Annotated in this window: 19 protein-coding genes; 6 read left to right on the top strand and 13 right to left on the bottom strand. The window is 46.1% G+C overall.

The genetic code is table 11. The features are described from left to right. Positions 1 to 168: 168 nt before the first annotated feature. Both pyc and SIC45_RS05130 read right to left on the bottom strand, forming a co-directional pair. On the bottom strand, positions 169 to 3,615 hold the full coding sequence (gene pyc / locus SIC45_RS05135; RefSeq protein WP_298784135.1) for a pyruvate carboxylase: 3,447 nt from the start codon (positions 3,613 to 3,615) through the stop codon (positions 169 to 171). A 283-nt stretch (positions 3,616 to 3,898) separates the two neighbouring features. Further along, the gene (locus SIC45_RS05130) at positions 3,899 to 4,174 is read right to left on the bottom strand and encodes a YlaN family protein (RefSeq protein ID WP_094907905.1); all 276 of its coding nucleotides are present in this window, start codon (positions 4,172 to 4,174) and stop codon (positions 3,899 to 3,901) included. Positions 4,175 to 4,390: 216 nt separating this feature from the next. Between SIC45_RS05130 and SIC45_RS05125 the strand changes: the two genes are divergently transcribed. Beyond that, on the top strand, positions 4,391 to 4,903 hold the full coding sequence (locus SIC45_RS05125) for a peptidyl-prolyl cis-trans isomerase (protein WP_319631310.1): 513 nt from the start codon (positions 4,391 to 4,393) through the stop codon (positions 4,901 to 4,903). Between the two features lie 39 nt (positions 4,904 to 4,942). On the opposite strand, the gene SIC45_RS05120 is transcribed toward SIC45_RS05125, so the two are convergent. Together SIC45_RS05120 and SIC45_RS05115 are read right to left on the bottom strand one after the other, a co-directional pair. Beyond that, positions 4,943 to 6,265 (bottom strand): PhoH family protein, encoded by a 1,323-nt coding sequence (locus SIC45_RS05120; RefSeq protein ID WP_022792655.1) that lies wholly within the window; start codon positions 6,263 to 6,265, stop codon positions 4,943 to 4,945. Between the two features lie 44 nt (positions 6,266 to 6,309). Continuing rightward, entirely contained in the window at positions 6,310 to 6,768 is a 459-nt protein-coding gene (locus SIC45_RS05115; protein ID WP_319631309.1) for a pyridoxamine 5'-phosphate oxidase family protein, read from the bottom strand. A gap of 184 nt (positions 6,769 to 6,952) precedes the next feature. Here SIC45_RS05115 and SIC45_RS05110 point away from each other — a divergent pair, with 184 nt between their 5' ends. Further along, entirely contained in the window at positions 6,953 to 7,153 is a 201-nt protein-coding gene (locus SIC45_RS05110; RefSeq protein ID WP_298784492.1) for a YlaI family protein, read from the top strand. 90 nt (positions 7,154 to 7,243) lie between these two features. On the opposite strand, the gene typA is transcribed toward SIC45_RS05110, so the two are convergent. After that, positions 7,244 to 9,079, bottom strand: a complete 1,836-nt coding sequence (gene typA / locus SIC45_RS05105) for a translational GTPase TypA (RefSeq protein ID WP_298784127.1) — start codon at positions 9,077 to 9,079, stop codon at positions 7,244 to 7,246. 302 nt (positions 9,080 to 9,381) lie between these two features. Here typA and SIC45_RS05100 point away from each other — a divergent pair, with 302 nt between their 5' ends. Beyond that, on the top strand, positions 9,382 to 9,555 hold the full coding sequence (locus SIC45_RS05100; RefSeq protein ID WP_298784125.1) for a DUF5325 family protein: 174 nt from the start codon (positions 9,382 to 9,384) through the stop codon (positions 9,553 to 9,555). Between the two features lie 20 nt (positions 9,556 to 9,575). Here SIC45_RS05100 and SIC45_RS05095 read toward each other — a convergent pair whose 3' ends face one another. After that, positions 9,576 to 10,367, bottom strand: coding sequence for an inositol monophosphatase family protein (locus SIC45_RS05095; protein WP_298784124.1), 792 nt, complete (start codon positions 10,365 to 10,367; stop codon positions 9,576 to 9,578). 128 nt (positions 10,368 to 10,495) lie between these two features. After that, positions 10,496 to 10,684, bottom strand: a complete 189-nt coding sequence (locus SIC45_RS05090) for a hypothetical protein (RefSeq protein WP_022792649.1) — start codon at positions 10,682 to 10,684, stop codon at positions 10,496 to 10,498. A 372-nt stretch (positions 10,685 to 11,056) separates the two neighbouring features. On the opposite strand from SIC45_RS05090, the gene SIC45_RS05085 reads away from it, so the two are divergent. Beyond that, complete coding sequence (locus SIC45_RS05085) at positions 11,057 to 11,683, top strand: DUF1054 domain-containing protein (RefSeq protein WP_298784117.1); 627 nt, start codon at positions 11,057 to 11,059, stop codon at positions 11,681 to 11,683. 14 nt (positions 11,684 to 11,697) lie between these two features. Here SIC45_RS05085 and SIC45_RS05080 read toward each other — a convergent pair whose 3' ends face one another. Next, positions 11,698 to 11,988 carry a UPF0223 family protein gene (locus SIC45_RS05080; protein WP_319631308.1) on the bottom strand — a complete coding sequence of 97 codons (291 nt, stop codon included), beginning with the start codon at positions 11,986 to 11,988 and terminating at the stop codon, positions 11,698 to 11,700. Between the two features lie 122 nt (positions 11,989 to 12,110). On the opposite strand from SIC45_RS05080, the gene SIC45_RS05075 reads away from it, so the two are divergent. Continuing rightward, positions 12,111 to 13,586, top strand: a complete 1,476-nt coding sequence (locus tag SIC45_RS05075; RefSeq protein WP_319631307.1) for an aminotransferase class I/II-fold pyridoxal phosphate-dependent enzyme — start codon at positions 12,111 to 12,113, stop codon at positions 13,584 to 13,586. 34 nt (positions 13,587 to 13,620) lie between these two features. On the opposite strand, the gene SIC45_RS05070 is transcribed toward SIC45_RS05075, so the two are convergent. Together SIC45_RS05070 and SIC45_RS05065 are read right to left on the bottom strand one after the other, a co-directional pair. After that, entirely contained in the window at positions 13,621 to 14,058 is a 438-nt protein-coding gene (locus tag SIC45_RS05070; protein ID WP_319631306.1) for a hypothetical protein, read from the bottom strand. A gap of 117 nt (positions 14,059 to 14,175) precedes the next feature. Further along, positions 14,176 to 14,985, bottom strand: coding sequence for a polysaccharide deacetylase family protein (locus SIC45_RS05065; protein ID WP_319632929.1), 810 nt, complete (start codon positions 14,983 to 14,985; stop codon positions 14,176 to 14,178). Between the two features lie 385 nt (positions 14,986 to 15,370). On the opposite strand from SIC45_RS05065, the gene SIC45_RS05060 reads away from it, so the two are divergent. Continuing rightward, positions 15,371 to 16,972, top strand: coding sequence for a glycine betaine uptake BCCT transporter (locus tag SIC45_RS05060; RefSeq protein WP_319631305.1), 1,602 nt, complete (start codon positions 15,371 to 15,373; stop codon positions 16,970 to 16,972). 151 nt (positions 16,973 to 17,123) lie between these two features. On the opposite strand, the gene lpdA is transcribed toward SIC45_RS05060, so the two are convergent. The 3 genes from lpdA to SIC45_RS05045 form a co-directional block, all read right to left on the bottom strand. Then, positions 17,124 to 18,539 (bottom strand): dihydrolipoyl dehydrogenase, encoded by a 1,416-nt coding sequence (gene lpdA, locus SIC45_RS05055; protein ID WP_319631304.1) that lies wholly within the window; start codon positions 18,537 to 18,539, stop codon positions 17,124 to 17,126. Between the two features lie 3 nt (positions 18,540 to 18,542). After that, complete coding sequence (locus SIC45_RS05050; RefSeq protein ID WP_319631303.1) at positions 18,543 to 19,892, bottom strand: dihydrolipoamide acetyltransferase family protein; 1,350 nt, start codon at positions 19,890 to 19,892, stop codon at positions 18,543 to 18,545. 90 nt (positions 19,893 to 19,982) lie between these two features. Beyond that, complete coding sequence (locus tag SIC45_RS05045; RefSeq protein ID WP_319631302.1) at positions 19,983 to 20,960, bottom strand: alpha-ketoacid dehydrogenase subunit beta; 978 nt, start codon at positions 20,958 to 20,960, stop codon at positions 19,983 to 19,985. Positions 20,961 to 20,963 lie beyond the last annotated feature (3 nt).

Here is a 20,963-nt window from a genome sequence, read left to right as displayed (position 1 = left end):
CTTCAATGCTATACCTTTTTTCCGTTTATTTTACGCTTTTTCCTGAAGAATACATCCCCGCCAACAGATTTTTCTATCCAAAAACATTTTCCCGGCGCTTTGAAAAGATGGCTCCCGCCTTTTTCATCATAAAAAAAGACCGGCCCACCGGCCGATCCTTTTTACCTGTTATTCAAATTCGATAAGAAGATCTCCCGATTCGATCGGTTCATTATTTCCTACATATACGCCTTTAATTTTTCCATCAAACGGCGCCTGTACAGTTGTTTCCATCTTCATTGCTTCTGTAATCATAAGCTGATCGCCTTTTGCCACTTCGTCTCCCTCTTTGACAGAGGTTTGCAGCACGGTACCAGGCATCGTTGCCCCGATTTGGTTAGGATTTGATTTATCTACTTTTGGACGAACATTAGCATCCACCTTGGCGTTTTTATCCTTAATAACCACCTCGCGGGACTGTCCGTTCAATTCAAAGTACACGTTTCTATGGCCGGTTTCGTCCGGCTCTGACACAGAAATAAGCTTCACAATCAGTGTCTTTCCTTTTTCGATTTCCACTTCCACTGTTTCTCCAAGCTCAAGCCCGTAGAAAAACGTTGGTGTATCCAATACAGATACATCACTGAAGCTTTGACGGAACTGCTCAAACTCCATGTATACTTTCGGATACATCGCGTAGGAAATCATATCATGGCTCGTCACTGGCCGGTCGAGTGTATTAAACAGCTCCTCTTCAATAGCTTTGAAGTCGACCGGTTCGAGGTTTTCACCCGGACGATTTGTAATAGGGGTACGATCCTTCAAAATGATTTTTTGAAGTTTTTCCGGGAAGCCCTGGTGTGGCTGTCCTAAATACCCCTGGAAAAATTCCACTACGGAGTCCGGGAAATCGAGGTTCTGACCGTTATCGTAAACATCTTCTTCGGTCAGATCATTCTGTACCATATACAGAGCCATATCCCCGACGATTTTCGACGACGGGGTTACTTTTACAACGTCCCCAAACATATCATTGACACGACGGTACATTTTTTTCACTTCACGCCAGCGGTCACCAAGCCCTACCGCTTTAGCCTGCTGCTGCAGATTGCTGTACTGGCCGCCCGGCATTTCGTGTTCATACACTTCAGGCGCAGGCGAACGCATGCCGCTTTCAAAGCCCTGGTAATATTCACGAGTCGTATCCCAGAAGTCACTAAGCTCCTGCAGAGCACCAACATCAACATTCGGCTGGCGTTTATTCCCGGCTAGTGCATAGTACAGGCCATCTGCACTTGGCTGTGAAGTCAGTCCTGCCATGGAGCTTTCAGCTACGTCAACAATGTCTACTCCTGCTTCAACAGCCCGGGCATACGTGAAAATAGCGTTGCCGCTCGTGTCGTGCGTGTGCAGGTGAACTGGGATGGAAATCGAATTTTTAAGTTCAGAGACAAGCTGATACGCTGCTTCCGGCTTCAACAGACCTGCCATATCCTTGATGCCCAGAATATGGGCGCCGGCGTTTTCAAGCTCTTTGGCGAGATTCTTATAATATTTCAGGTCATATTTGTTTCGTTTCGGGTCAAGAATATCCCCTGTATAACACATCGCTGCCTCAGCAATTTTATTTGTCTGCCGTACTTCATCAATCGTAAGAGTCATCCCTTTCACCCAGTTGAGAGAGTCAAAGATACGGAAAACATCGATGCCGGCATTTGCTGATTTATGAACAAATTCTTTGATCAGGTTATCCGGATAGTTTTTGTATCCCACGGCATTGGAGGAACGGAAAAGCATCTGCAGAAGCGTGTTTGGCATACGCTCACGAAGTTCAAGCAGCCGGGTCCATGGATCCTCATGCAGAAAGCGCATCGCCACATCAAAGGTGGCCCCTCCCCACATCTCTGAGGAGAATAAGTTAGGAAGCATCCGGGAGGTCGGCTCTGCAATGCGTTTCAGATCATCACTGCGAACCCTCGTGGCAAGCAGCGACTGATGGGCGTCACGGAACGTGGTATCGGTCAAAAGCACTTCGTTTTGATCCTTCACCCAGTTCGCGAGACCCTCCGGCCCCTGTTCATCGAGAATCTGCTTTGTTCCTCTCGGTATCGGCTTTTTCTTATCGATCTTTGGCACCATCGGCTTATTGAGCGTCGGCTTTGGTGTATTTTCAAGCCCGGGATATCCGTTTACAATTGTTTCCCCGATGAATGTAAGCATTTTCGTGCCGCGATCCTGGCGCACTGGAAATACAAACAGCTCCGGACTCGAATCAATAAACGAGGTGTCGTAGGTGCCATTGATGAATTTCTCATGCTGGACAACATTTTCCAGAAACGGGATGTTTGTACGAATACCGCGGATCCGGAACTCCCGCAGGTTTCGGAGCATTTTTTCAGAAGCCCCTTCAAACGTGCGTGCCCACGTGGATACTTTTACGAGCAGCGAATCGTAGTACGGGGAAATGATCGCTCCTTGGAAGCCGTTACCAGCATCCAGTCGCACGCCGAAGCCGCCGCTTGAACGATAGGCCATAATCCGGCCCGTATCCGGCATGAAATCATTCGCAGGGTCCTCTGTTGTAACCCGGGACTGGATGGCATAGCCGAATGTTTTAATATCCTTTTGCTCCGGAATATCTATGGAAGCGTCATGCAGCGTACCACCGTCAGCAATTTTCAGCTGGGACTGCACGATGTCCACCCCGGTGATCATTTCTGTAATTGTATGCTCCACCTGTACACGCGGGTTCACTTCAATGAAGAAAAATTCTCCCTTGTCGTTTACCAGAAACTCCACCGTGCCCGCATTGATGTATTCAATATTTCTGGCAAGCTTTACAGCGGCATCGCAAATACGTTCACGCAGCGACTCGTCAAGCGCAATACTCGGCGCTACCTCCACGACCTTTTGGTGACGGCGCTGAATGGAGCAGTCCCGCTCGTATAAATGGATAACGTTTCCTGCTTTATCCCCGAGCACCTGTACTTCAATATGCTTTGGATTTTCCACGAATTTTTCAACATAAACAATGTCGTTGCCAAAAGCAGATTTTGCTTCGGATTTCGCCCGGTCGTAAGCATCCTCCAGCGATTCCGCGTCGCGGACAATACGCATGCCGCGGCCGCCGCCTCCTAGGGAAGCTTTAATCATGATTGGAAAGCCGTGCTTGTCAGTAAATTCCTTTACTTCCTCCACGCTGTCCACCGGCCCGTCGCTTCCCGGGATGACTGGAAGATCGGCAGCGATAGCTGTTTCTCTTGCTTTAACTTTATCCCCAAACATCTCCAGGTGACGCGTTTCAGGCCCGATAAAGGTGATGCCTTCTTCATCACAGCGTCTGGCAAAGTCAATATTTTCAGAAAGAAAACCGTAGCCCGGGTGAATAGCGTCGACTCCGTTTTCTTTTGCCGTACGGATAATGTCTTCAATATCCAGGTACGCATCGATCGGCTTCTGCCCTTCCCCTACTAAGTATGCTTCGTCTGCTTTATAACGGTGAAACGCCCCTACATCTTCATTGGAATAAATAGCCACGGTGCGTATATGTAATTCTGTGCACGCCCGAAATATGCGTATAGCAATTTCACCGCGGTTTGCTACTAATACCTTTTTAATATTCTCTAGACCGTTCATCCTTCTCCTCCTCTTATCTATTACAGGATGTATCTATCTTATCCCGATAGGATCAATCAGAATTATCTCCAATAACTGATAATTCTAAATATAAATTATCATACGCAAGAACCAGGCTGTCTGTCAAAGTAATATTCTCATTTTTTAAAAATTTGTGCCTATTTTTATTATACGATTCTTTTGCGTAACGTTTCTTTACCCTGTTTTTTGCCTGCGTAAAACTTTAAATTAAAAATACACCTGTTTGTAAAAAAACCAAGCTATTCAATTAGAATAGCTTGGCTCATCCACCGACTGTTGCTTCATGAAAAGCAGCAAGTTTCCGTTCGAGTTCAGAAAGAATTTGTTTACCGGTATGTTCGTCGATGAGATTCAAACGAATGGCAAAATCAATTTCTCTTGAAAGGCCAAACATTTGTGTATCAAGCACCTCTTCGTAAAGTGGGCATTGAGGCATTGTCAGGTTATCCATCTGTACTTCAATAAGTTTTCTGATTTTCTCAGCATCTGCTTTTAATAAAGCGTATGCTTTCTCACTATGTTCTGTTGCTGCCCTCATGCTCAAGGCAATCCCTCCTACAAGCTGACTCCTTCTATTCATCTTATCTGTTCATTTAAAAAAAAGCAAGATGGTTTGCGTATAAAATCTTGATTCTTCAGACTATATGCCACAATTTCCCGGGACAGCAATAGCTTCTGCTTTTTCTCCATTACCCGGTTGTGGTAGCATAAAAACCAGTTCCTATCAGCAGCTATTAAATTGGAGGAGTCCCTCATGAATTTTATTGTAATGATTCAGGGAAATGTTCATTTCCCGATCACCCTTGACCCTACTACATGGATCTTTGACGACCGCAAGATTGATCTCGAAACATATTTTGATACCGATCCCTCCGCTGAAGAGCAGCCTTCCACGGAAGCTGACCATACAGCCAGAAGGTTTGCAAGAGACCGCGAGGAAGGGTCAAACGCCCCGGACACGGATCCTGGCCGGGGACGCACCAACAAGGTGCGCAATAAAAAAGAAGCGATCATCAATGGCTCATTCGGGATCAGATTCGAGCCGTTTTTGGATAACGCCGAACCGAAAGACGATGCCAGCCATGTCGTTGTGGAAACCAAAGAGCAAACTCATCTTGTATCTCTTGAGGAAGCGAAAAATTTCATTGTGGCCTTTTCTCATAAAGGCAGCCCGTTGAAAGAGGACGGGCCGGTCCACATATATTACGGAGACGGCTCCAATAAAGCCGATCCTATCCGGCACGTGACAGGATTCCGGGTGAAATAAACAGAAATGACAGCTGGAAGCACTCCAGCTGTCGTTTCTTTATAGTATATCTGCTGCAAGCTGGGCAAGACCGGAGCGTTCCCCTTTTTCCAGTTTTACATGCCCACTGATGCCCTGATTTTTGAACATTTCCACCACATAAGCAAGTCCATTGTTTAACTCATCGAGATACGGATGATCGATCTGGGCCGGGTCGCCGAGAAAAACGATTTTACTTCCTTCCCCCACCCTCGTCAGTATCGTTTTCACTTCATGCTTTGTGAGGTTTTGAGCTTCGTCAATAATAATATACTGGTCCGGAATGCTCCGCCCGCGGATGTAAGTTAAAGCTTCCACCTGAATAGACCCCATCCCCGCGAGAATGGAATCAAGCTCTCCGGGCTTCTTAGCATTAAATAAATACTCCAGATTATCATAGATCGGCTGCATCCAGGGCCGCAGCTTCTCATCCTTTTCTCCCGGAAGATATCCTATATCTTTCCCAAGTGGAACAACAGGCCTCGCCACCAGCAGCTTGTGGTAACGCTCCATATCTTCAATTTGAAGCAAACCGGCTGCGAGCGTTAATAAGGTCTTTCCAGTGCCTGCTCTTCCGGTTAACGTCACAAGCGGGATGTCTTCTCTGAGCAGCAGCTCAAGTGCCATCTTCTGTTCGACGTTTTTCGGGCGTATGCCCCACACATGGTCGATATCGGAAGTGAACTTGCGAATTCTTTTTCCAGATTCGTCGACTTTTGCAAGAGCCGAAGAGCTGCTCAGGGCGTCTCTTAAAATAAGGAATTCGTGAGGACAGAAGCCTTCTTCTGAAACCTCTTCAGAAGCCAGTGACCCCTCCTCGAAAAAAGCGTCAAGCAGGGGCCGGTCAACTGTCAGCGTCTGATGCCCCTTGTAAATATTGTCGTACTGCGTAACGCGGTCATTCAAAAAGTCTTCGGCCGTTATACCGAGGGCATCTGCTTTCACGCGTACGAGAGCGTCTTTGCTGATAATAACAACGTGGTAATCTCCCATCAGCTCGTATTCATCCTTTAAATTTTGAGCCACTGCCAGAATGCGGTTGTCATTGGTCACCTCGATAAAGGTGTCCTTCATGCTCTCATACGAACGGTGGTTCAGCTCTACCCGCAGCGTGCCTCCTGAACCGAGAGGTACTCCTTCATGGAGCCTGCCTTTTCCACGGAAGCGGTCCAGAATTCTTGCTGTTTCTCTCGCATTCCTGCCGAGCTCATCCATTAACCGTTTTTTGGAATCAATTTCTTCTAATACGACGGCTGGAATGACAACATGGTGTTCATCAAACTGGTAAATTGCCTGGGGATCTTGGAGCAGTACGTTCGTATCTAAAACGTAAATTTTTTTCATATCAGGTGCTTCCCCCTATCTTGTCTCTATCGGGATATTTATATTCAGTGTGTTTTCTTCATTGCCTCGAGTACTTTATTGTCCAATTCTTCTGCCGCTTCCGGGTCATATGTCTTCTCAAACACCGGCCCACGGAGCATCCTGGACCCATAAAACATTACGTCCTTCACTTCAGCAACGTCCACTTCTATAATCGCAAGCGGAAAAGAAATCCCACTTACCTCAGTTGTTAAAATTTTTCCTTTGCCTGCAATGGAGTACGTGGTGCCTCCGCCGATAACAGTCATTGCCATACCAGGGGTTTCCCGCAGATTTTCCACTGCAGACGCCCGGGCATCAACAGCAAACCGGAGAATCCTTGGAGAAGCTGCATACACCCATGAAACGGCGTGAACATCCGGGGTGGAATTTTTCGGTTCGATGGTGGAAACCGTCACATATTGTTCCTGCTTTAATAAATGGACGATTTCTTCGGGTAGTTCGTCAAATACTCGACTAGCCATATGTATCCCCCCTTATATGTATAATAGTACCATTTTGATCAGAAAATTTGTCCAGTCTTTTTCGGATTCCCCTGTTTATTTTTTCTGTTCCACCCATCTGGCACTCATTCTGTTTTCAGAGCTGCGGGCGTGTTATACTTGAATCATATCTTTTGGTTGAACAAAGCAGAGGTGAAAAGAAATGATGCGGGTAAAGTGCGTAATCTGCGATGAAATTTATAAATTGGACGATGAAAACCCTGAAGCAAAAAAAATTCGGAACCGGCCGATCCACACGTATATGTGTCCCGAATGCCATGACCGGATTTCAGCCCGGACAAATGAGCGAAAAGCTACCGGCCATTTCCATCTGTACCGGGATCCGGTAAAAAATAACAACTGGTAATAATGAAATCATACAAAGCTCCGGCTTATCCGGCAAAATGTTTATTAATAAAAAGTGCCGGCTGCAGATTATACTGCAGCCGGCACTTTTTTATTTGGACACGCTCTGGCGTTTTTCTTCGCGCTCGCGCTCGCCTTTTTGGAGAATTTTCTTTCTAAGCCGGATTGAATCCGGAGTAACTTCGCAGTACTCATCTGCGTTTAAATACTCGAGAGCTTCTTCAAGTGTCAGAATCCGGGGACGTTTCATCGTTACGGTCTGATCCTTGTTAGCTGAACGAACGTTTGTCTGCTGCTTCGCTTTCGTTACGTTTACAGCCAAATCATTTTCCCGGCTGTGCTCGCCGACAATCATGCCTTCATAAATTTCAGTACCCGGTTCAACAAACATTGTACCGCGGTCTTCCAGCTGCATCATACTGTACGGAGTCGCTTTTCCATTTTCCATGGAAACGAGAACTCCCTGACGGCGGCCGCCAATCTGTTCTTTAATATAAGGACGATATTCTTCAAACGTATGGTTCAGAATGCCATATCCTTTGGTCTGGGATAAGAATTCGTTTGTATAACCAACCAGGCCACGGGATGGAATCATGAAATCAATCCGAACCTGGCCGTCACCTTTATTGACCATGTTTTCCATTTCGCCTTTACGTTCACCGAGAGACTCCATAACTGCTCCGGTATAGTCTTCCGGCACATCAACCTGCAGACGCTCATACGGCTCGCAAAGCACGCCGTCCACTTCTTTAACAATTACCTGCGGCTTGGACACCTGGAGCTCAAAATCTTCACGGCGCAGGTTTTCAATTAAAATGGACAGGTGAAGTTCACCGCGACCGGAAATTAACCATGCGTCAGGGCTGTCCGTCGGATCGACCCGGAGACTTACGTCTGTTTCAAGCTGCGTCAGCAGCCGCTCTTCAATTTTACGGCTCGTAATTTTAGAACCTTCACGTCCGGCAAACGGGCTGTTATTTACAAGAATAGTCATCTGAAGCGTCGGCTCGTCAATACGGAGTACCGGCAGCGCTTCCTGATGGTCGACTGGGCATATTGTTTCCCCGACCATGATATCTTCCACTCCGGAAATAGCTACGAGATCTCCGGCTTTGGCTTCGCTGATTTCTTCTTTCTTCAGACCGAAGAAACCAAACATTTTGGATATCCGGAATTTTTTCACTGTTCCGTCGAGCTTAACCAGGGCGGCATGATCGCCTGTCCGGAGCGTTCCACGGAACACCCTTCCTACGCCGATTCTCCCAAGGTAGTCATTATAATCAAGCATCGCTATCTGAAACTGGAACGGCTCGTCGCTGTTATCAAAAGGAACCGGCACGTTGTCTGAGATCATGCGGAAAATAACGTCCATATCTTCGTCCTGTTTTTCAGGATCTTCGCTTGCCGTTCCGTTAATAGCGGAAGCATAAACAACTGGAAAATCGATTTGGTCTTCGTTCGCGCCAAGCTCGATAAACAGGTCCAGCACTTCATCCACAACTTCGGATGGGCGGGCCATGTCCCGGTCAATTTTGTTTACGACTACCACTGGGGTTAAGTTCTGCTCCAGTGCTTTTTTCAAAACAAAACGCGTCTGCGGCATGCAGCCCTCGTAGGCGTCTACAACAAGAAGTACGCCGTCCACCATTTTCATGATGCGCTCTACTTCCCCGCCAAAATCCGCGTGACCGGGAGTATCAAGAATATTGATACGCGTATCATGGTATTTCACTGCTGTGTTTTTAGCCAGAATTGTAATGCCGCGTTCTTTTTCAATATCGTTGGTATCCATTGCCCGCTCGTCTACCTGTTCATTTTCCCGAAATGTTCCTGATTGACGAAGAAGCTGGTCGACAAGGGTCGTTTTCCCGTGGTCAACGTGGGCAATAATCGCGATATTGCGAATATCTTTGCGTAAAACTGTCACTATAAATCTCTCCTATTCTCTTGCTGCAATCATAACAAACCCTGGCGCTCGGCGACATCGTCTTCCATAAAGCCAGGGTTCTCATTGCCATTTTTATCTGAGTTCCTACCATTTACATTGTCAGTATAACATATGCCGGGTTTCATTAAAGACAACCCGACTGGCAAGTCACTATCACAGACACTACTTTCCTCAATATAACATAAACCGAACCTGAATCATAGCCGGCTGTACTTATTTGAGTTTTCCTTTCAAAGCCGATAAAATAGTATCAGTATCATTTTAAAGGAAGAAGGGTCTCTATGACAAAAATACAGTGGTTATACCTGCTGCTTGCAGCGTTAGCTATTTTCGGCATCGCCTCTATCGGGATTGCCATAGCCGAAGCGTCCATTATTATTGCCGTTGTATCAATTGCTGTAACGTGTGCAGCCTTTTATTTTGCCAGAAAGCTGAAAGCAAGCTCTTCGGCGTAGCCAAAAATCAGTACGGGGGATCAGCTGTTCAGCATCCCCCGTACTTTTTCCTGCAGACCCGGTCGCCCTGCCAGGTACGGCCCCTTGCCAAGCATCGACGGCCGCTGGTTGTCGATCGTTGAGATATCTGCCCCAACCTCCCGCAGCAAAACTTCTGCTCCGGCAAAATCCCACGGCGCAAGCCACAGGTTTACATAGGAATCAAGCCGGCCGCATGCTACGTAACAAAGCTCGAGGGCAGCCGAACCATAGGCCCTGGTGCTTCTTGATTCATCCACAATGTTACGCATCTGCCTGGCATAAGGAATTTTTTCATTTTTAATCCACCTGGCGTTAATACCTACAATTGCTTCTTTTAATTCTGCCGGTTCCAACTCGGGCAGCCTGACATCGTTGCGGTACGCCCCTCTGCCTTCCAGTGCGGTAAACCACTCGTCTGCCATCACATCATAGACAATGCCCACCTTGCCGATGCCGTTTTCAAAAACAGCCAGGGAGACAGCAAAATTAAACTGCTGATGAACAAAATTCGTTGTGCCGTCTATAGGATCTATAATCCAGATAATGTCGTCGGTGTCCGTAATGTCCGCTCCGGCTTCTTCTTCTCCTAAAATACGGTGTCCAGGGTATTCCTCCATAATCTTTTTCGTTAACAGCCGCTCAATTTTGAAATCCATTTCTGTTACTAAATCATTTGGATTTGATTTTGTTTCTATAATTAAGCTTTCCTCCAGGGAAGCTCGAAGCAGTTCCCCGGCCTCCTGTATCCATTGTAAAGCTTTCTTCTGCATTGCTGACCAATTCTCTTCCATTATAATCCTCTCCGCTTCTTCCTTATGTATATGAGTTCTTCTTCCCTCAATACGGCAAAATTATGCACCAATTTCTGCATAAAAAAGCCCGGCCTGCTGTAAAGCAGCCCGGATCTTCTTACTTTATATTACACTTCCAGCCGAATCCACTCCTGGCGTAATTGCTCCAGGCGGTATTTGCTGGCGTGAATGGACGTTAAATCTTCCTCTGCCATGGCGTCATGAAGGGTTACCAGTTCATAATCAATTTCTAAGCGCAGTACCGGGATTCGTTCTTCTGCATCTCTACGTTTAAACGCCTGAATTACTTGTTCCAAGTTTCCCACACCCCTTAAATGGAATAATAATGTCCCGAGCTGAAAGTTAACTGACGCTGGCAATTCTTCTCAGAATGTTCAGAAAATACAAGATGCAGAACTTTCTCTATTGTTCTGAAATTATATTCTGTAACAGCCTCTCCCTACTGTCTTTATTGCTAATCTAACGATATACTGACAACGTTTGAGTACTCGTTATTCTATAAGGATTATTGGAATTATAAAACCTTTTTACCGGAAACGCAAGAAAAACACACAAAAATTTTCAGTATTTTTAAATAATTGCGTTTTCCGCTGGAATCGATTGGTTGCCGGAGACCTGGATTTTCAGTATGCTTGTGACAGACCAATTGAAAAAGGAGCAGTCATTACATGAGCAGACAGCATTTCACCAAAAATGATTTTTCTATTATGCAGGCAGAAGGTCTTGAAAACCGCATGTCTCAAATCCGGAATGACATACAACCAGTTTTTTCCCATCTGGCAGAACCGCTGGCTGAAGATTTGGCAGCAGATACAGGCGAAGAATTATTTATTCATATTGCAAAGCATGCCAGACGGTCTGTGCACCCTCCGGAAAGCACCTGGTTCGGTATTGCACCGGATAAAAGAGGCTACAAAAAACATCCTCATTTCCAGGTCGGTCTTTTTGATGACCATTTGTTCGCCTGGTTGACCCATATGTACGAGGTGCCGGACAAAGCAGATATCGGAAAAATGTATCTGGACCGTCTTTCTCAGCTTACGTCCCTGCCGGAAGACTATAAAATTTCCCCGGACCATACGAAACCGGACGCATTTTTTATTCATGAAAACAAAGATCAGGTCATTCACACTCTTGAACGTGTAAGAGATGTCAAAAAAGCGGAGCTTCTGATTGGACGCCAGTTTGACGTGGAAACGGCTGCTTCCTGGAATGACAACGAAACGTACGATTACATTTACAGTACATTCAAAGAACTCCTCCCTTTATATCAGCTGTCTTTGCAGACGGTATAAAAATGCCGGACGCTCTATCCTGAGCGTCCGGTCATATTAATTTTTTCCCCTGCTTCTGATTTTCTTGCCGCCTGCACGGTTTTCCAGCAGTTCACTTCAGCATCTTCATCAAACTGACGGAACATCTGCTTTTCCTCGCTTTTACCCGGCACGATTTCTTTAAATTTCCCATACAGGCCTAAAATATTCTCCCGGGGCACCGCCTTACCGTGCGCTGTTTCAATCACTTGAAAAAAAGTGGTCACATCGATAATTTCCTGTGTAGTCCAATCCATGGAGATAGGTATATTAACATTTTCTTTCATCACTGCTTCCCCCTTCGCTAATATTCTAGCAAATCCCGGCCGGCACGTCTCACAAAGTTATTTAATGACGGCATGAAATCTGCTATAATTTGAATGTTTTTGAACGCATTGGAGGGAGACATATGAACAGACAGCAGCTTACTCCGATATTCACTAAATTAAAAGAGCATATAAAGACGCAGCCTGTGCCTTTCCACATTCCGGGGCATAAAAACGGGACCGGGATGGATGAGGAGTTTCGTGAATTTATCGGCAGTAATATATTAAATATGGACTTGATTAATATCGAACCCCTTGATGACCTGCACCACCCTTCCGGTGTTATTGATGACGCACAGAAGCTTGCCGCAGAAGCCTTTGGGGCCGACTATACGTTCTTTTCGATCCAGGGAACAAGCGGTGCCATTATGACGATGATCTTATCTGTCTGCGCTCCGGGAGACAAAATTCTCGTTCCAAGAAATGTGCACAAATCGATTATGAATGCGATTATCTTTTCAGGAGCCGTTCCGATATTTATGTATCCGGCGCTTGATGAAGAGTTCGGCATTTCGCACGGGATTACACCTTTAACAGCACAGCATGCTCTCGACAGGCATCCTGATGCAAAGGCGCTGCTCGTGATTAACCCAACCTACTTCGGTTTTTCCTCCGATATTAGTGCCATTGTAGAAACCGCCCACCAGTACGATGTACCAGTGCTCGTCGATGAAGCTCACGGGGTGCATATTCATTTTCACGAAAGCCTGCCACCTTCAGCTATGGAGGCGGGCGCTGACATGGCTGCTACAAGCGTGCATAAACTCGGAGGCTCCATGACCCAGAGCTCCGTATTAAACGTCCAGGGCGCCCGGATCTCCATCGCTCACGTCCAGGCGGTCTTCAGCATGCTGACAACAACATCCACATCGTACCCGCTTCTGGCCTCGCTCGATACCGCACGCAGGCAGCTTGCATTAAAAGGACACACACTGATAGAAAACACGCTTGAACTTGCTGAACAAACGAGAGCCTCTATTAATTCCATTAAGGGTCTCTACTGTGCCGGCGCAGAAATGCTTGAGCAGAACACCGTCACCGCCATGGACCCGACAAAGCTGTTAATTTCTGTTCAACAGCTTGGCATCAATGGCTACGAAGCTGAAAAATGGCTGCGAAAGCATTATCACATTGAAGTAGAGCTGTCCGATTTGTATAACATCCTCTGCATCATCAGCTTCGGTGATACGGAAAAAGAAACATCGCTTCTTGCGGAGGCAATGAGGGATCTCGCCCGGCAGCATTATAACCCTGAGGCCTACACGGCTCCCGCAGTATTAAAGCTACCGTCTATCCCGACTCTATCCATTGCTCCCCGTGACGCATTTTATGCTGGAAAAGAAACCATCGCTCTTTCAGAAAGTGCCGGCCGGATTATCGCAGAATTCATTATGATCTATCCGCCAGGTATACCAGTACTCCTTCCAGGTGAAATCATTACCGAAGAAAATTTAACGTACATTCAAGCCAACGCAGCAGCCGGCCTCCCCGTCCAGGGCCCCGAAGATCCTTCCCTTCAAACTATACGGGTGATCCAGGAGCAAAAGCCAATTCAATAAAACAAAAAAGCAGCCGCGGCTGCTTTTTTTACTTTTACATATAATTGGGCAGTTTGGCATTAATGAAAGACATAATTTCTTCGAGAAGCCATACTTCTTCTTTTTCCAGCTCTTTCATCTCTGCCTCTCTTGAAACAATAATCCCTCCGGCAAATATTTCATTATCATAAAACGGAAGCATCCAGTGATACATCCCTTCTTCACTGCAGCAAAAAACTGTTCTTTCTATATCTGCCAAAAGCAGAAGACCGTTTTGAATATCCATTTCTTTCGTAAATACCGGATGCACGTCCCCGTCCTGCCATTCGAAATGCGTCCATTTATTAACATACAACGAAATCATGTCTTTATGCGGCCAGTATTTTTGAAATGCATTCATGACATAGTGCAGGAAGCTTTCAGGCGTTATGGAATAATCATGGGCAAGACCTACGTGCAATCTTATTTCATCATACAGTGCAGAGTGATCCATTGATGTTCCCCCTTCGTGTGAATCCTATTCATTTTTAATCAATATAGCATTAATGCAGCTTCCAATAAAAATTTTCAACAAAATTCGACATAAAAAGCTTCTGCAGCACGCATTTTTCTACTTTTTTTCTATATATTGGGGATCGATAAAGGAATAGCCTTTCTCATTAAATCCTTCAATAATTGGGCCAAGCGCTTCTCTAGTCCATTCCCGGTCGTGCATAAGAATATTTGCGCCATCCGTTAACAGTTCGGTGTTCAGCGTAATATCCGTGAGCGCTTCTGCTTCCTGGTATTCAGCTTCAAAATCATACCCATACGTCCAATTCATTTTTATCATGCCGTGTTTTTTAACATATTCATCACTAAATGAAGTGTTCTGCCCAAACGGAGCACGGAAAAATGCCGGCGTTTCCCCGGTTATTTCTTTTACCAGTTCGTCGGTTTCTTTTAATTCTTCAAGCTGTTCCTCTTCTGATAAATCAGGAAGCGAGGCATGGGTAGTCGTATGGTTGCCTATCGCAAACCCCATGTCGTGTATTTTCTTCAGGGCGTTTCTGCCTTCTTCGTCTTTTAGAAACATGCCATTCACAAAAAAGATGGCCGGTACTTCGTTTTCAGCTAAAATTTCCGCGATATTTACAGCATTGCCGTCCGGAGCGTCATCAAATGTGAGAAGAACTTCATCGCCTTCGCTTTCCTCTGCCTGAACCGTCCAGTTTGCTTCGTTAACTTTATAAATCAGTTCTTCCTCCTTTGAGACAGCTGCTTTTTGCTGTTTCTGCTCCTCTTTTTTCTCATCATGCTGCTCCTGGGCTTCTTCCTCGGCAGCGGTCTTTGTTTTTTCCTTTTGTTCTGCATCTGCATTGTCTTCTCCAGCATTTGAACAGCCTGCAAGAAGCGCTGCCAGGCATGATAATATCAGCATTTTCTTCAACCCGGATTCCCCCTGTTTAATTATTCCCTTTTATATCTTAGCAAAATTTCTGCAAATGCAGGGCTAAAAGTCTAAAAAATTTCTATAAAATGTTAATAATAACGTTTGTATGGAAATATTAACGCTGCTTATTGCCTGTAGGTATTTTTTAACATTTATATATGAAGGTTTCTGGGTTTGCAGGCCTAGGTTTAGGGTATATATTATTCATGCGTCCTGGTTGCGTATGAACTTATGAGTGTTATAATAATCATCGTTGTCATTTTTTAAATAGGTATGTACCTGCTTACTGAAATTGCCACTATCCCCTCTTTTGCTGAGTACCGCTGCCTAAAAATCGAATACCCGCTAAAAGAAAGGTGGAATGTAAAAAGTCATGAGAAAATTAACAAGCGTCTTTTTTGTGACCCTGATAGCGGCGCTTGCGGTAATCATCTGGGGTGTTGTCACGCCAGGAAATTTAAATACAGTGACCGGTGAGATCCAGGGATGGATTGTTACTAATCTCGGATGGTTTTATCTAATATCCGCAACGTTTTTCGTTATCTTTTGTATTTACTTAGTGTTCAGTCCGTATGGAAAAATCCGTTTAGGAAAGCCGGACGAACGACCGGAGTACAGTTACTTAACATGGTTTGCGTTTCTATTTACAGCCGGTATGGGGATCGGTCTTGTATACTGGGGCGTTGCTGAGCCGCTTTATCACTATTACGGTGCACCAGAAGCGGAACCTGAAACCCAGGCTGCAGCTGCAGAATCTATCCGTCTTTCGTTTTTCCACTGGGGACTTCACCCGTGGGCTGTTTATTCAGTTGTAGCGCTCGCACTCGCCTATTTCCAGTTCCGTCACAACGCGCCTGGTATTATCAGTTCAGCGTTCCGGCCGCTTCTCGGTGACCGGGTAGACGGCTGGGTAGGTACTTTAATCAACTTTATCGCTGTGTTCGCTACTATTTTTGGAGTGGCCCAATCCCTAGGGTACGGAGCCACTCAGGTGAACGGCGGGCTGAGTTATATATTTGAGGGAATCAATCTCGATTTACCGACACAGCTGGTTATTATTCTCGTCTTTACTATCATTTATCTTGCATCGGCTACTACCGGCTTAAACAGAGGTATCCGCTACTTAAGCTGGGCAAACATTGCACTGGCAGCGGTGCTGATGCTGTTTGTCCTCTTTGCCGGTCCGACGACAAGTATTTTAAACTCTTTCACAAATGGTATTGGATCTTATATGGCCAACCTGCCGGCCCAGAGCTTTACGACCTATGAATATACCGGAGACCGGGCATGGCTCGACTCCTGGACAATATTCTACTGGGCCTGGTGGATTGCGTGGGCACCATTTGTTGGTACATTTATTGCCCGTGTATCCCGTGGCCGGACGATTCGTGAATTTATTACCGGCGTTTTGCTCGTGCCATCAATCTTTTCGTTTGTATGGTTTGCTGTTTTTGCCACCACCGGTATTGCTGAAGACAATGCTCAAAACGGCGGTCTTTACAACTTAATGACGAGCCAGAGTGATGAGATTGCGCTGTTTGGCCTGCTTGATACACTTCCTTTCGGAGCAATTACTGGCTTCGTAGCCTTGCTTTTAATTATGAGCTTTTTCATTACCTCTGCAGACTCCGCAACGTTTGTACTGGGAATGCAGACAACGAACGGAAGCCTGAACCCACCGGTTTCCATTAAGTTCATCTGGGGTCTTGTTATTTCCGGCTCTGCAGCTATGCTGCTCGCTTCCGGAGGTATTGAAGGCATACAGATTGTTATGACCATTGCGGCCCTGCCGTTTACGATTATCATGATCTTAATGTGTGTATCGCTGTTAAAAGCTCTCCAGACCGACCGCACCATTCTTAATAAAGAACGCAAACTGCGCCAGGATGATGAAACAGGACTTTCCCGTCGCGAACGTGAACAGCTTCGCAAAGAACAGGAAGAACTTCAAAAAGACCTGACTGGCAAAGAGTAGCTTCTAAACGGAATAAAAAATCCCCGGCCTCAGCGCCGGGGATTTTATTATGCTGAAGAAGGCACAAAAAATTCTGCTTCCGCGAGCATCTGCCTTTCTTCCTTACACAAGAAGGCCACGGCTGTGATAAGCCGTGGCCTTCTTATTTTTATTACGTGATGTGAATTGGCATTCCGAGTGCTGCTTCTGCCGTTTCCATCGTAATCTCACCTAACGTTGGGTGAGCATGAACGGTCATCGCTACATCTTCTGCTGTCATTCCTGCTTCAATTGCCAGACCTGCTTCTGCAATCATGTCAGAAGCGTTAGGGCCAACAATTTGTGCCCCGATAACTAATCCATCATCCTTGCGGGTAATGAGCTTCATGAAGCCTTCAGAAACGTCCAGAGACAACGCCCGTCCGTTTGCCTGGAACGGAAACTTCGCGGATTTTACATCGAAGCCTGCTTCTTTCGCATCTTCTTCTGTATATCCAACACTTGCAAGCTCCGGATCCGAGAAAACAACCATCGGCATACCGAGATAATCAACTGCTGCTGCTTCCCCTGCGATAGCTTCTGCAGCTACTTTCGCTTCGTAGGAAGCTTTATGAGCAAGCGGCAGGCCGGGTACAATGTCACCGATTGCGTAGATGTTATCTACACTTGTACGGGACTGTTCGTCCACCTGGATCAGGCCGCGTTCGCCGATCTCTACGCCAATCTGCTCAAGTCCCAGTTCTTCTGTATTTGGACGGCGTCCTACAGCAACCAGTACATATTCTGCTTCAAACGTTTTTTCTTCACCTTTTACTTCAGCTGTAAGGGTTACACTGTCCTCTGATTCCTCAACGCCCTGCGCAAATGCTTCTGTCTGAATATCAACGCCCTGTGCTTTTAATTTTTTCTGCACCGGCTGAGTCATTTGCTTTTCAAAGCCCTGGGAAAGAATACGGCTTTCGCCTTCAAGCACTGTAACCTCTGTACCGAGGTTTGCATACGCTCCAGCCATCTCGATACCAATATAGCCGCCGCCGACAACAATCATGCTCTTTGGAATTTCTTCGAGATTTAATCCGCCAGTAGAATCAAGTACACGTTTTCCGAAAGGAAGCGGCTTGAGCTCTACCGGACGGGAGCCTGTAGCAATGATGCAGTTGTTAAATTTATACGTCTGGGAACTGTATTCATCCGTAGAAACTTTTACCTGATCTTTGTCGGAGAAATAAGCTTCCCCTTTTACAATGTTCACCTTATTTGCTTTCAGAAGGGATTCAACTCCGCCGGTAAGCTTTTCAACGACGCTGCCTTTCCACTCCTGTACCTTTGTGAAATCCACCTCGGCACCTTTAGAAGTGATACCCATGTTTTCAGCACCTTCATTGGCTTCGTGGAAACGGTGGCCCGCCTGGATTAATGCTTTGGACGGTACGCAGCCTACGTTTAAGCAGACTCCGCCCAGATTTCCCTTTTCTACGATGGTTACCTTCTGTCCAAGCTGGGCCGCACGGATGGCTGCAACATAGCCACCCGGACCGGCACCTACAACTAGCGTGTCAATTTCTTCTGCAAAATCTCCTACTACCATGAATTATCCCTCCATTGAGATTAGTTCTGGTTCATTTAACAAGCGTTTGATGTGATTCAATGCGTGCTGTGCTGTCATACCATCGATTAGGCGGTGGTCATAGCTTAATGAAAGAGCAAGCATCGGAGCAGCGACAATTTCGCCGTCGCGCACTACCGCTTTTTCTTCAATACGGCCAATACCAAGAATAGCTACTTCCGGATGGTTAATAACCGGAGTAAAGAAAGCACCTTTCGCAGATCCCAGGTTCGAAATCGTAGCGGAACCTCCGCTCATTTCAGCTGAGGAGAGCTTTCCGTCTCTTGCTTTTGTAGCAAGTTCGTTGATTTCGTCGGCCAGGGTAAAGATAGGCTTGCGATCCGTGTCTTTAACAACCGGTACGACAAGTCCCTGCTCTGTATCAGCTGCAATGCCGATATTGAAGTAATGCTTATAAACGATTTCAGAAGCTTCATCATCGATAGAAGCATTCAGTACAGGGAACTTACGGATTGCGGAAGTCAGAGCCTTTACTACGTAAGGCAGGTACGTAAGCTTGATGTCCTGCTCTGCAGCCATAGGCTTGAATTTTTTACGGTGGTCAACCAGCGCACTGACGTCCACTTCGTCCATATGAGTAACGTGTGGAGCCGTCTGTTTTGATTGTACCATTTTTTGAGCGATAGCTTTACGGATACCTTTAAGCGGCACGCGTTCTTCCATGGCGCCCTGATCCTGGGAAGGTGCTGCTGCGCCAGCTGCTGTTTTGCTTTCTTCAGCGCCGGAAGCAGCTTCCGTTGTTTCTTCTTCTGATGGCTGATCGCCGCTCAGAAATGCATCAATGTCTTCACGAAGAATACGGCCGTTTTTGCCCGAACCTTTGACTTTTTGAATCGTTACGTCATTTTCACGAGCGTATTTGCGTACAGATGGCATAGCGATAACGCGTGCGTTTTCATCTACATCTGCTTCTCCAGAAGTACTGGCGCTTTCGCCGCCTGCTGGTGTCGGGCTTTCTTTTTCTGCTTCTGTGGAAGCCGGCTGAGCATCATTTTGCTCCTGCTCATCTCTCGACGCTGTTCCTTCGGTTCCTTCTTTTTGATCTGAAGAACCTTCAGAGCCAGTGTCCTCTCCACTACCATCATCAATGGTTAAAATGACTTCACCGACAGTGGTGGTTGTTCCTTCGTCTACTTTTAATTCTAAGACTTTTCCATCCACTGGAGAAGGTATTTCCACAACGGCTTTATCATTTTGTACTTCGCAGAGCACATCGTCTTCTTTAATCTCATCGCCAGGCTTTACCTGCCATGAAACAATTTCACCTTCGTGAATTCCTTCGCCAATATCAGGAAGTTTAAATTCATAAGCCAAAACAAGTGCCTCCTTTTATTTTCAATTCAATATTGCGCGTAGCAAACAGGTTGATATTTTCCATCAACCTGTTTGCCCGATTAATAATTTTTAGAAGCTGAGTACAGCTTTTGCTTTTTCGATAACGTCATTTTCGTTTGGAAGCCAAACGTCTTCGGCAGCTGCGAATGGGAAGACCGTATCTGGCGCTGCCACTCTAAGTACCGGTGCCTCCAGATGAAGAATAGCCTCTTCATTTATATTCGCGACTACGTTCGCAGCAATACCAGCTTGTCTCTGAGCTTCCTGGACTACAACCGCACGGTTGGTTTTTTTCACTGACTCAATAACTGTATCCATATCCAGCGGGCTGATAGTTCGCAGGTCAACCACTTCTGCCTCGTAGCCTTCCTCTTTCAGCTGGTCGGCTGCTTTCAGACAAGTGTGTACCATCGCTCCGTAAGCAATCAGTGTAACGTCTTTACCTTCGCGTTTCACATCTGCTTTACCAAGTTCCACTGTATATTCTTCATCCGGCACTTCTTCCCGAAAAGAGCGGTAGAGCTTCATGTGCTCAAGGAAGAATACTGGGTCATCACTGCGAATAGCGGAAATCAACAGACCCTTTGCATCATAAGGAGTCGATGGAATAACTACGGAAAGCCCCGGGGACTGAGCGAGAAGTCCTTCCAGGCTGTCAGCATGGAGTTCAGGAGTCTTTACCCCGCCACCAAAAGGCGCACGGATAGTAACTGGGGCATTGTTTTTGCCTCCAGTACGGTAGTGAATCCGTGAAATCTGTCCTATTACTTCATCCATTGTTTCAAATACGAAACCAAAGAATTGTATTTCCATTACTGGACGGAAGCCAGTCACCGCAAGACCAAGCGTTAGTCCGCCAATACCGGACTCCGCAAGCGGGGTGTCAAATACACGTTCTTCGCCAAATTCTTTCTGCAGACCTTCTGTAGCACGGAATACGCCGCCGTAATGACCTACGTCTTCGCCATAAACAAGGACATTTTCGTCATTTTTCAGCTCCGTACGCATTGCCTCGGTAATTGCTTGAATCATTGTCAATTGCGCCATAGC

It is taken from the genome of Marinococcus sp. PL1-022 (genome assembly GCF_033845285.1).
Lineage (GTDB): Bacteria > Bacillota > Bacilli > Bacillales > Marinococcaceae > Marinococcus.
Note: the sequence above shows the minus strand (reverse complement) of the source record. Positions and strands in the feature narration are given on the sequence as shown.

What these genes read in the sequence shown, in the direction of transcription:
- pyc (WP_298784135.1), bottom strand. Translation starts at nt 3,615, where the DNA reads ATGAACGGTCTAGAGAATATTAAAAAGGTATTAGTAGCAAACCGCGGT.
- SIC45_RS05130 (WP_094907905.1), bottom strand. Translation starts at nt 4,174, where the DNA reads ATGAGGGCAGCAACAGAACATAGTGAGAAAGCATACGCTTTATTAAAA.
- SIC45_RS05125 (WP_319631310.1), top strand. Translation starts at nt 4,391, where the DNA reads ATGAATTTTATTGTAATGATTCAGGGAAATGTTCATTTCCCGATCACC.
- SIC45_RS05120 (WP_022792655.1), bottom strand. Translation starts at nt 6,265, where the DNA reads ATGAAAAAAATTTACGTTTTAGATACGAACGTACTGCTCCAAGATCCC.
- SIC45_RS05115 (WP_319631309.1), bottom strand. Translation starts at nt 6,768, where the DNA reads ATGGCTAGTCGAGTATTTGACGAACTACCCGAAGAAATCGTCCATTTA.
- SIC45_RS05110 (WP_298784492.1), top strand. Translation starts at nt 6,953, where the DNA reads ATGCGGGTAAAGTGCGTAATCTGCGATGAAATTTATAAATTGGACGAT.
- SIC45_RS05100 (WP_298784125.1), top strand. Translation starts at nt 9,382, where the DNA reads ATGACAAAAATACAGTGGTTATACCTGCTGCTTGCAGCGTTAGCTATT.
- SIC45_RS05095 (WP_298784124.1), bottom strand. Translation starts at nt 10,367, where the DNA reads ATGGAAGAGAATTGGTCAGCAATGCAGAAGAAAGCTTTACAATGGATA.
- SIC45_RS05085 (WP_298784117.1), top strand. Translation starts at nt 11,057, where the DNA reads ATGAGCAGACAGCATTTCACCAAAAATGATTTTTCTATTATGCAGGCA.
- SIC45_RS05080 (WP_319631308.1), bottom strand. Translation starts at nt 11,988, where the DNA reads ATGAAAGAAAATGTTAATATACCTATCTCCATGGATTGGACTACACAG.
- SIC45_RS05075 (WP_319631307.1), top strand. Translation starts at nt 12,111, where the DNA reads ATGAACAGACAGCAGCTTACTCCGATATTCACTAAATTAAAAGAGCAT.
- SIC45_RS05070 (WP_319631306.1), bottom strand. Translation starts at nt 14,058, where the DNA reads ATGGATCACTCTGCACTGTATGATGAAATAAGATTGCACGTAGGTCTT.
- SIC45_RS05065 (WP_319632929.1), bottom strand. Translation starts at nt 14,985, where the DNA reads ATGCTGATATTATCATGCCTGGCAGCGCTTCTTGCAGGCTGTTCAAAT.
- SIC45_RS05060 (WP_319631305.1), top strand. Translation starts at nt 15,371, where the DNA reads ATGAGAAAATTAACAAGCGTCTTTTTTGTGACCCTGATAGCGGCGCTT.
- lpdA (WP_319631304.1), bottom strand. Translation starts at nt 18,539, where the DNA reads ATGGTAGTAGGAGATTTTGCAGAAGAAATTGACACGCTAGTTGTAGGT.
- SIC45_RS05045 (WP_319631302.1), bottom strand. Translation starts at nt 20,960, where the DNA reads ATGGCGCAATTGACAATGATTCAAGCAATTACCGAGGCAATGCGTACG.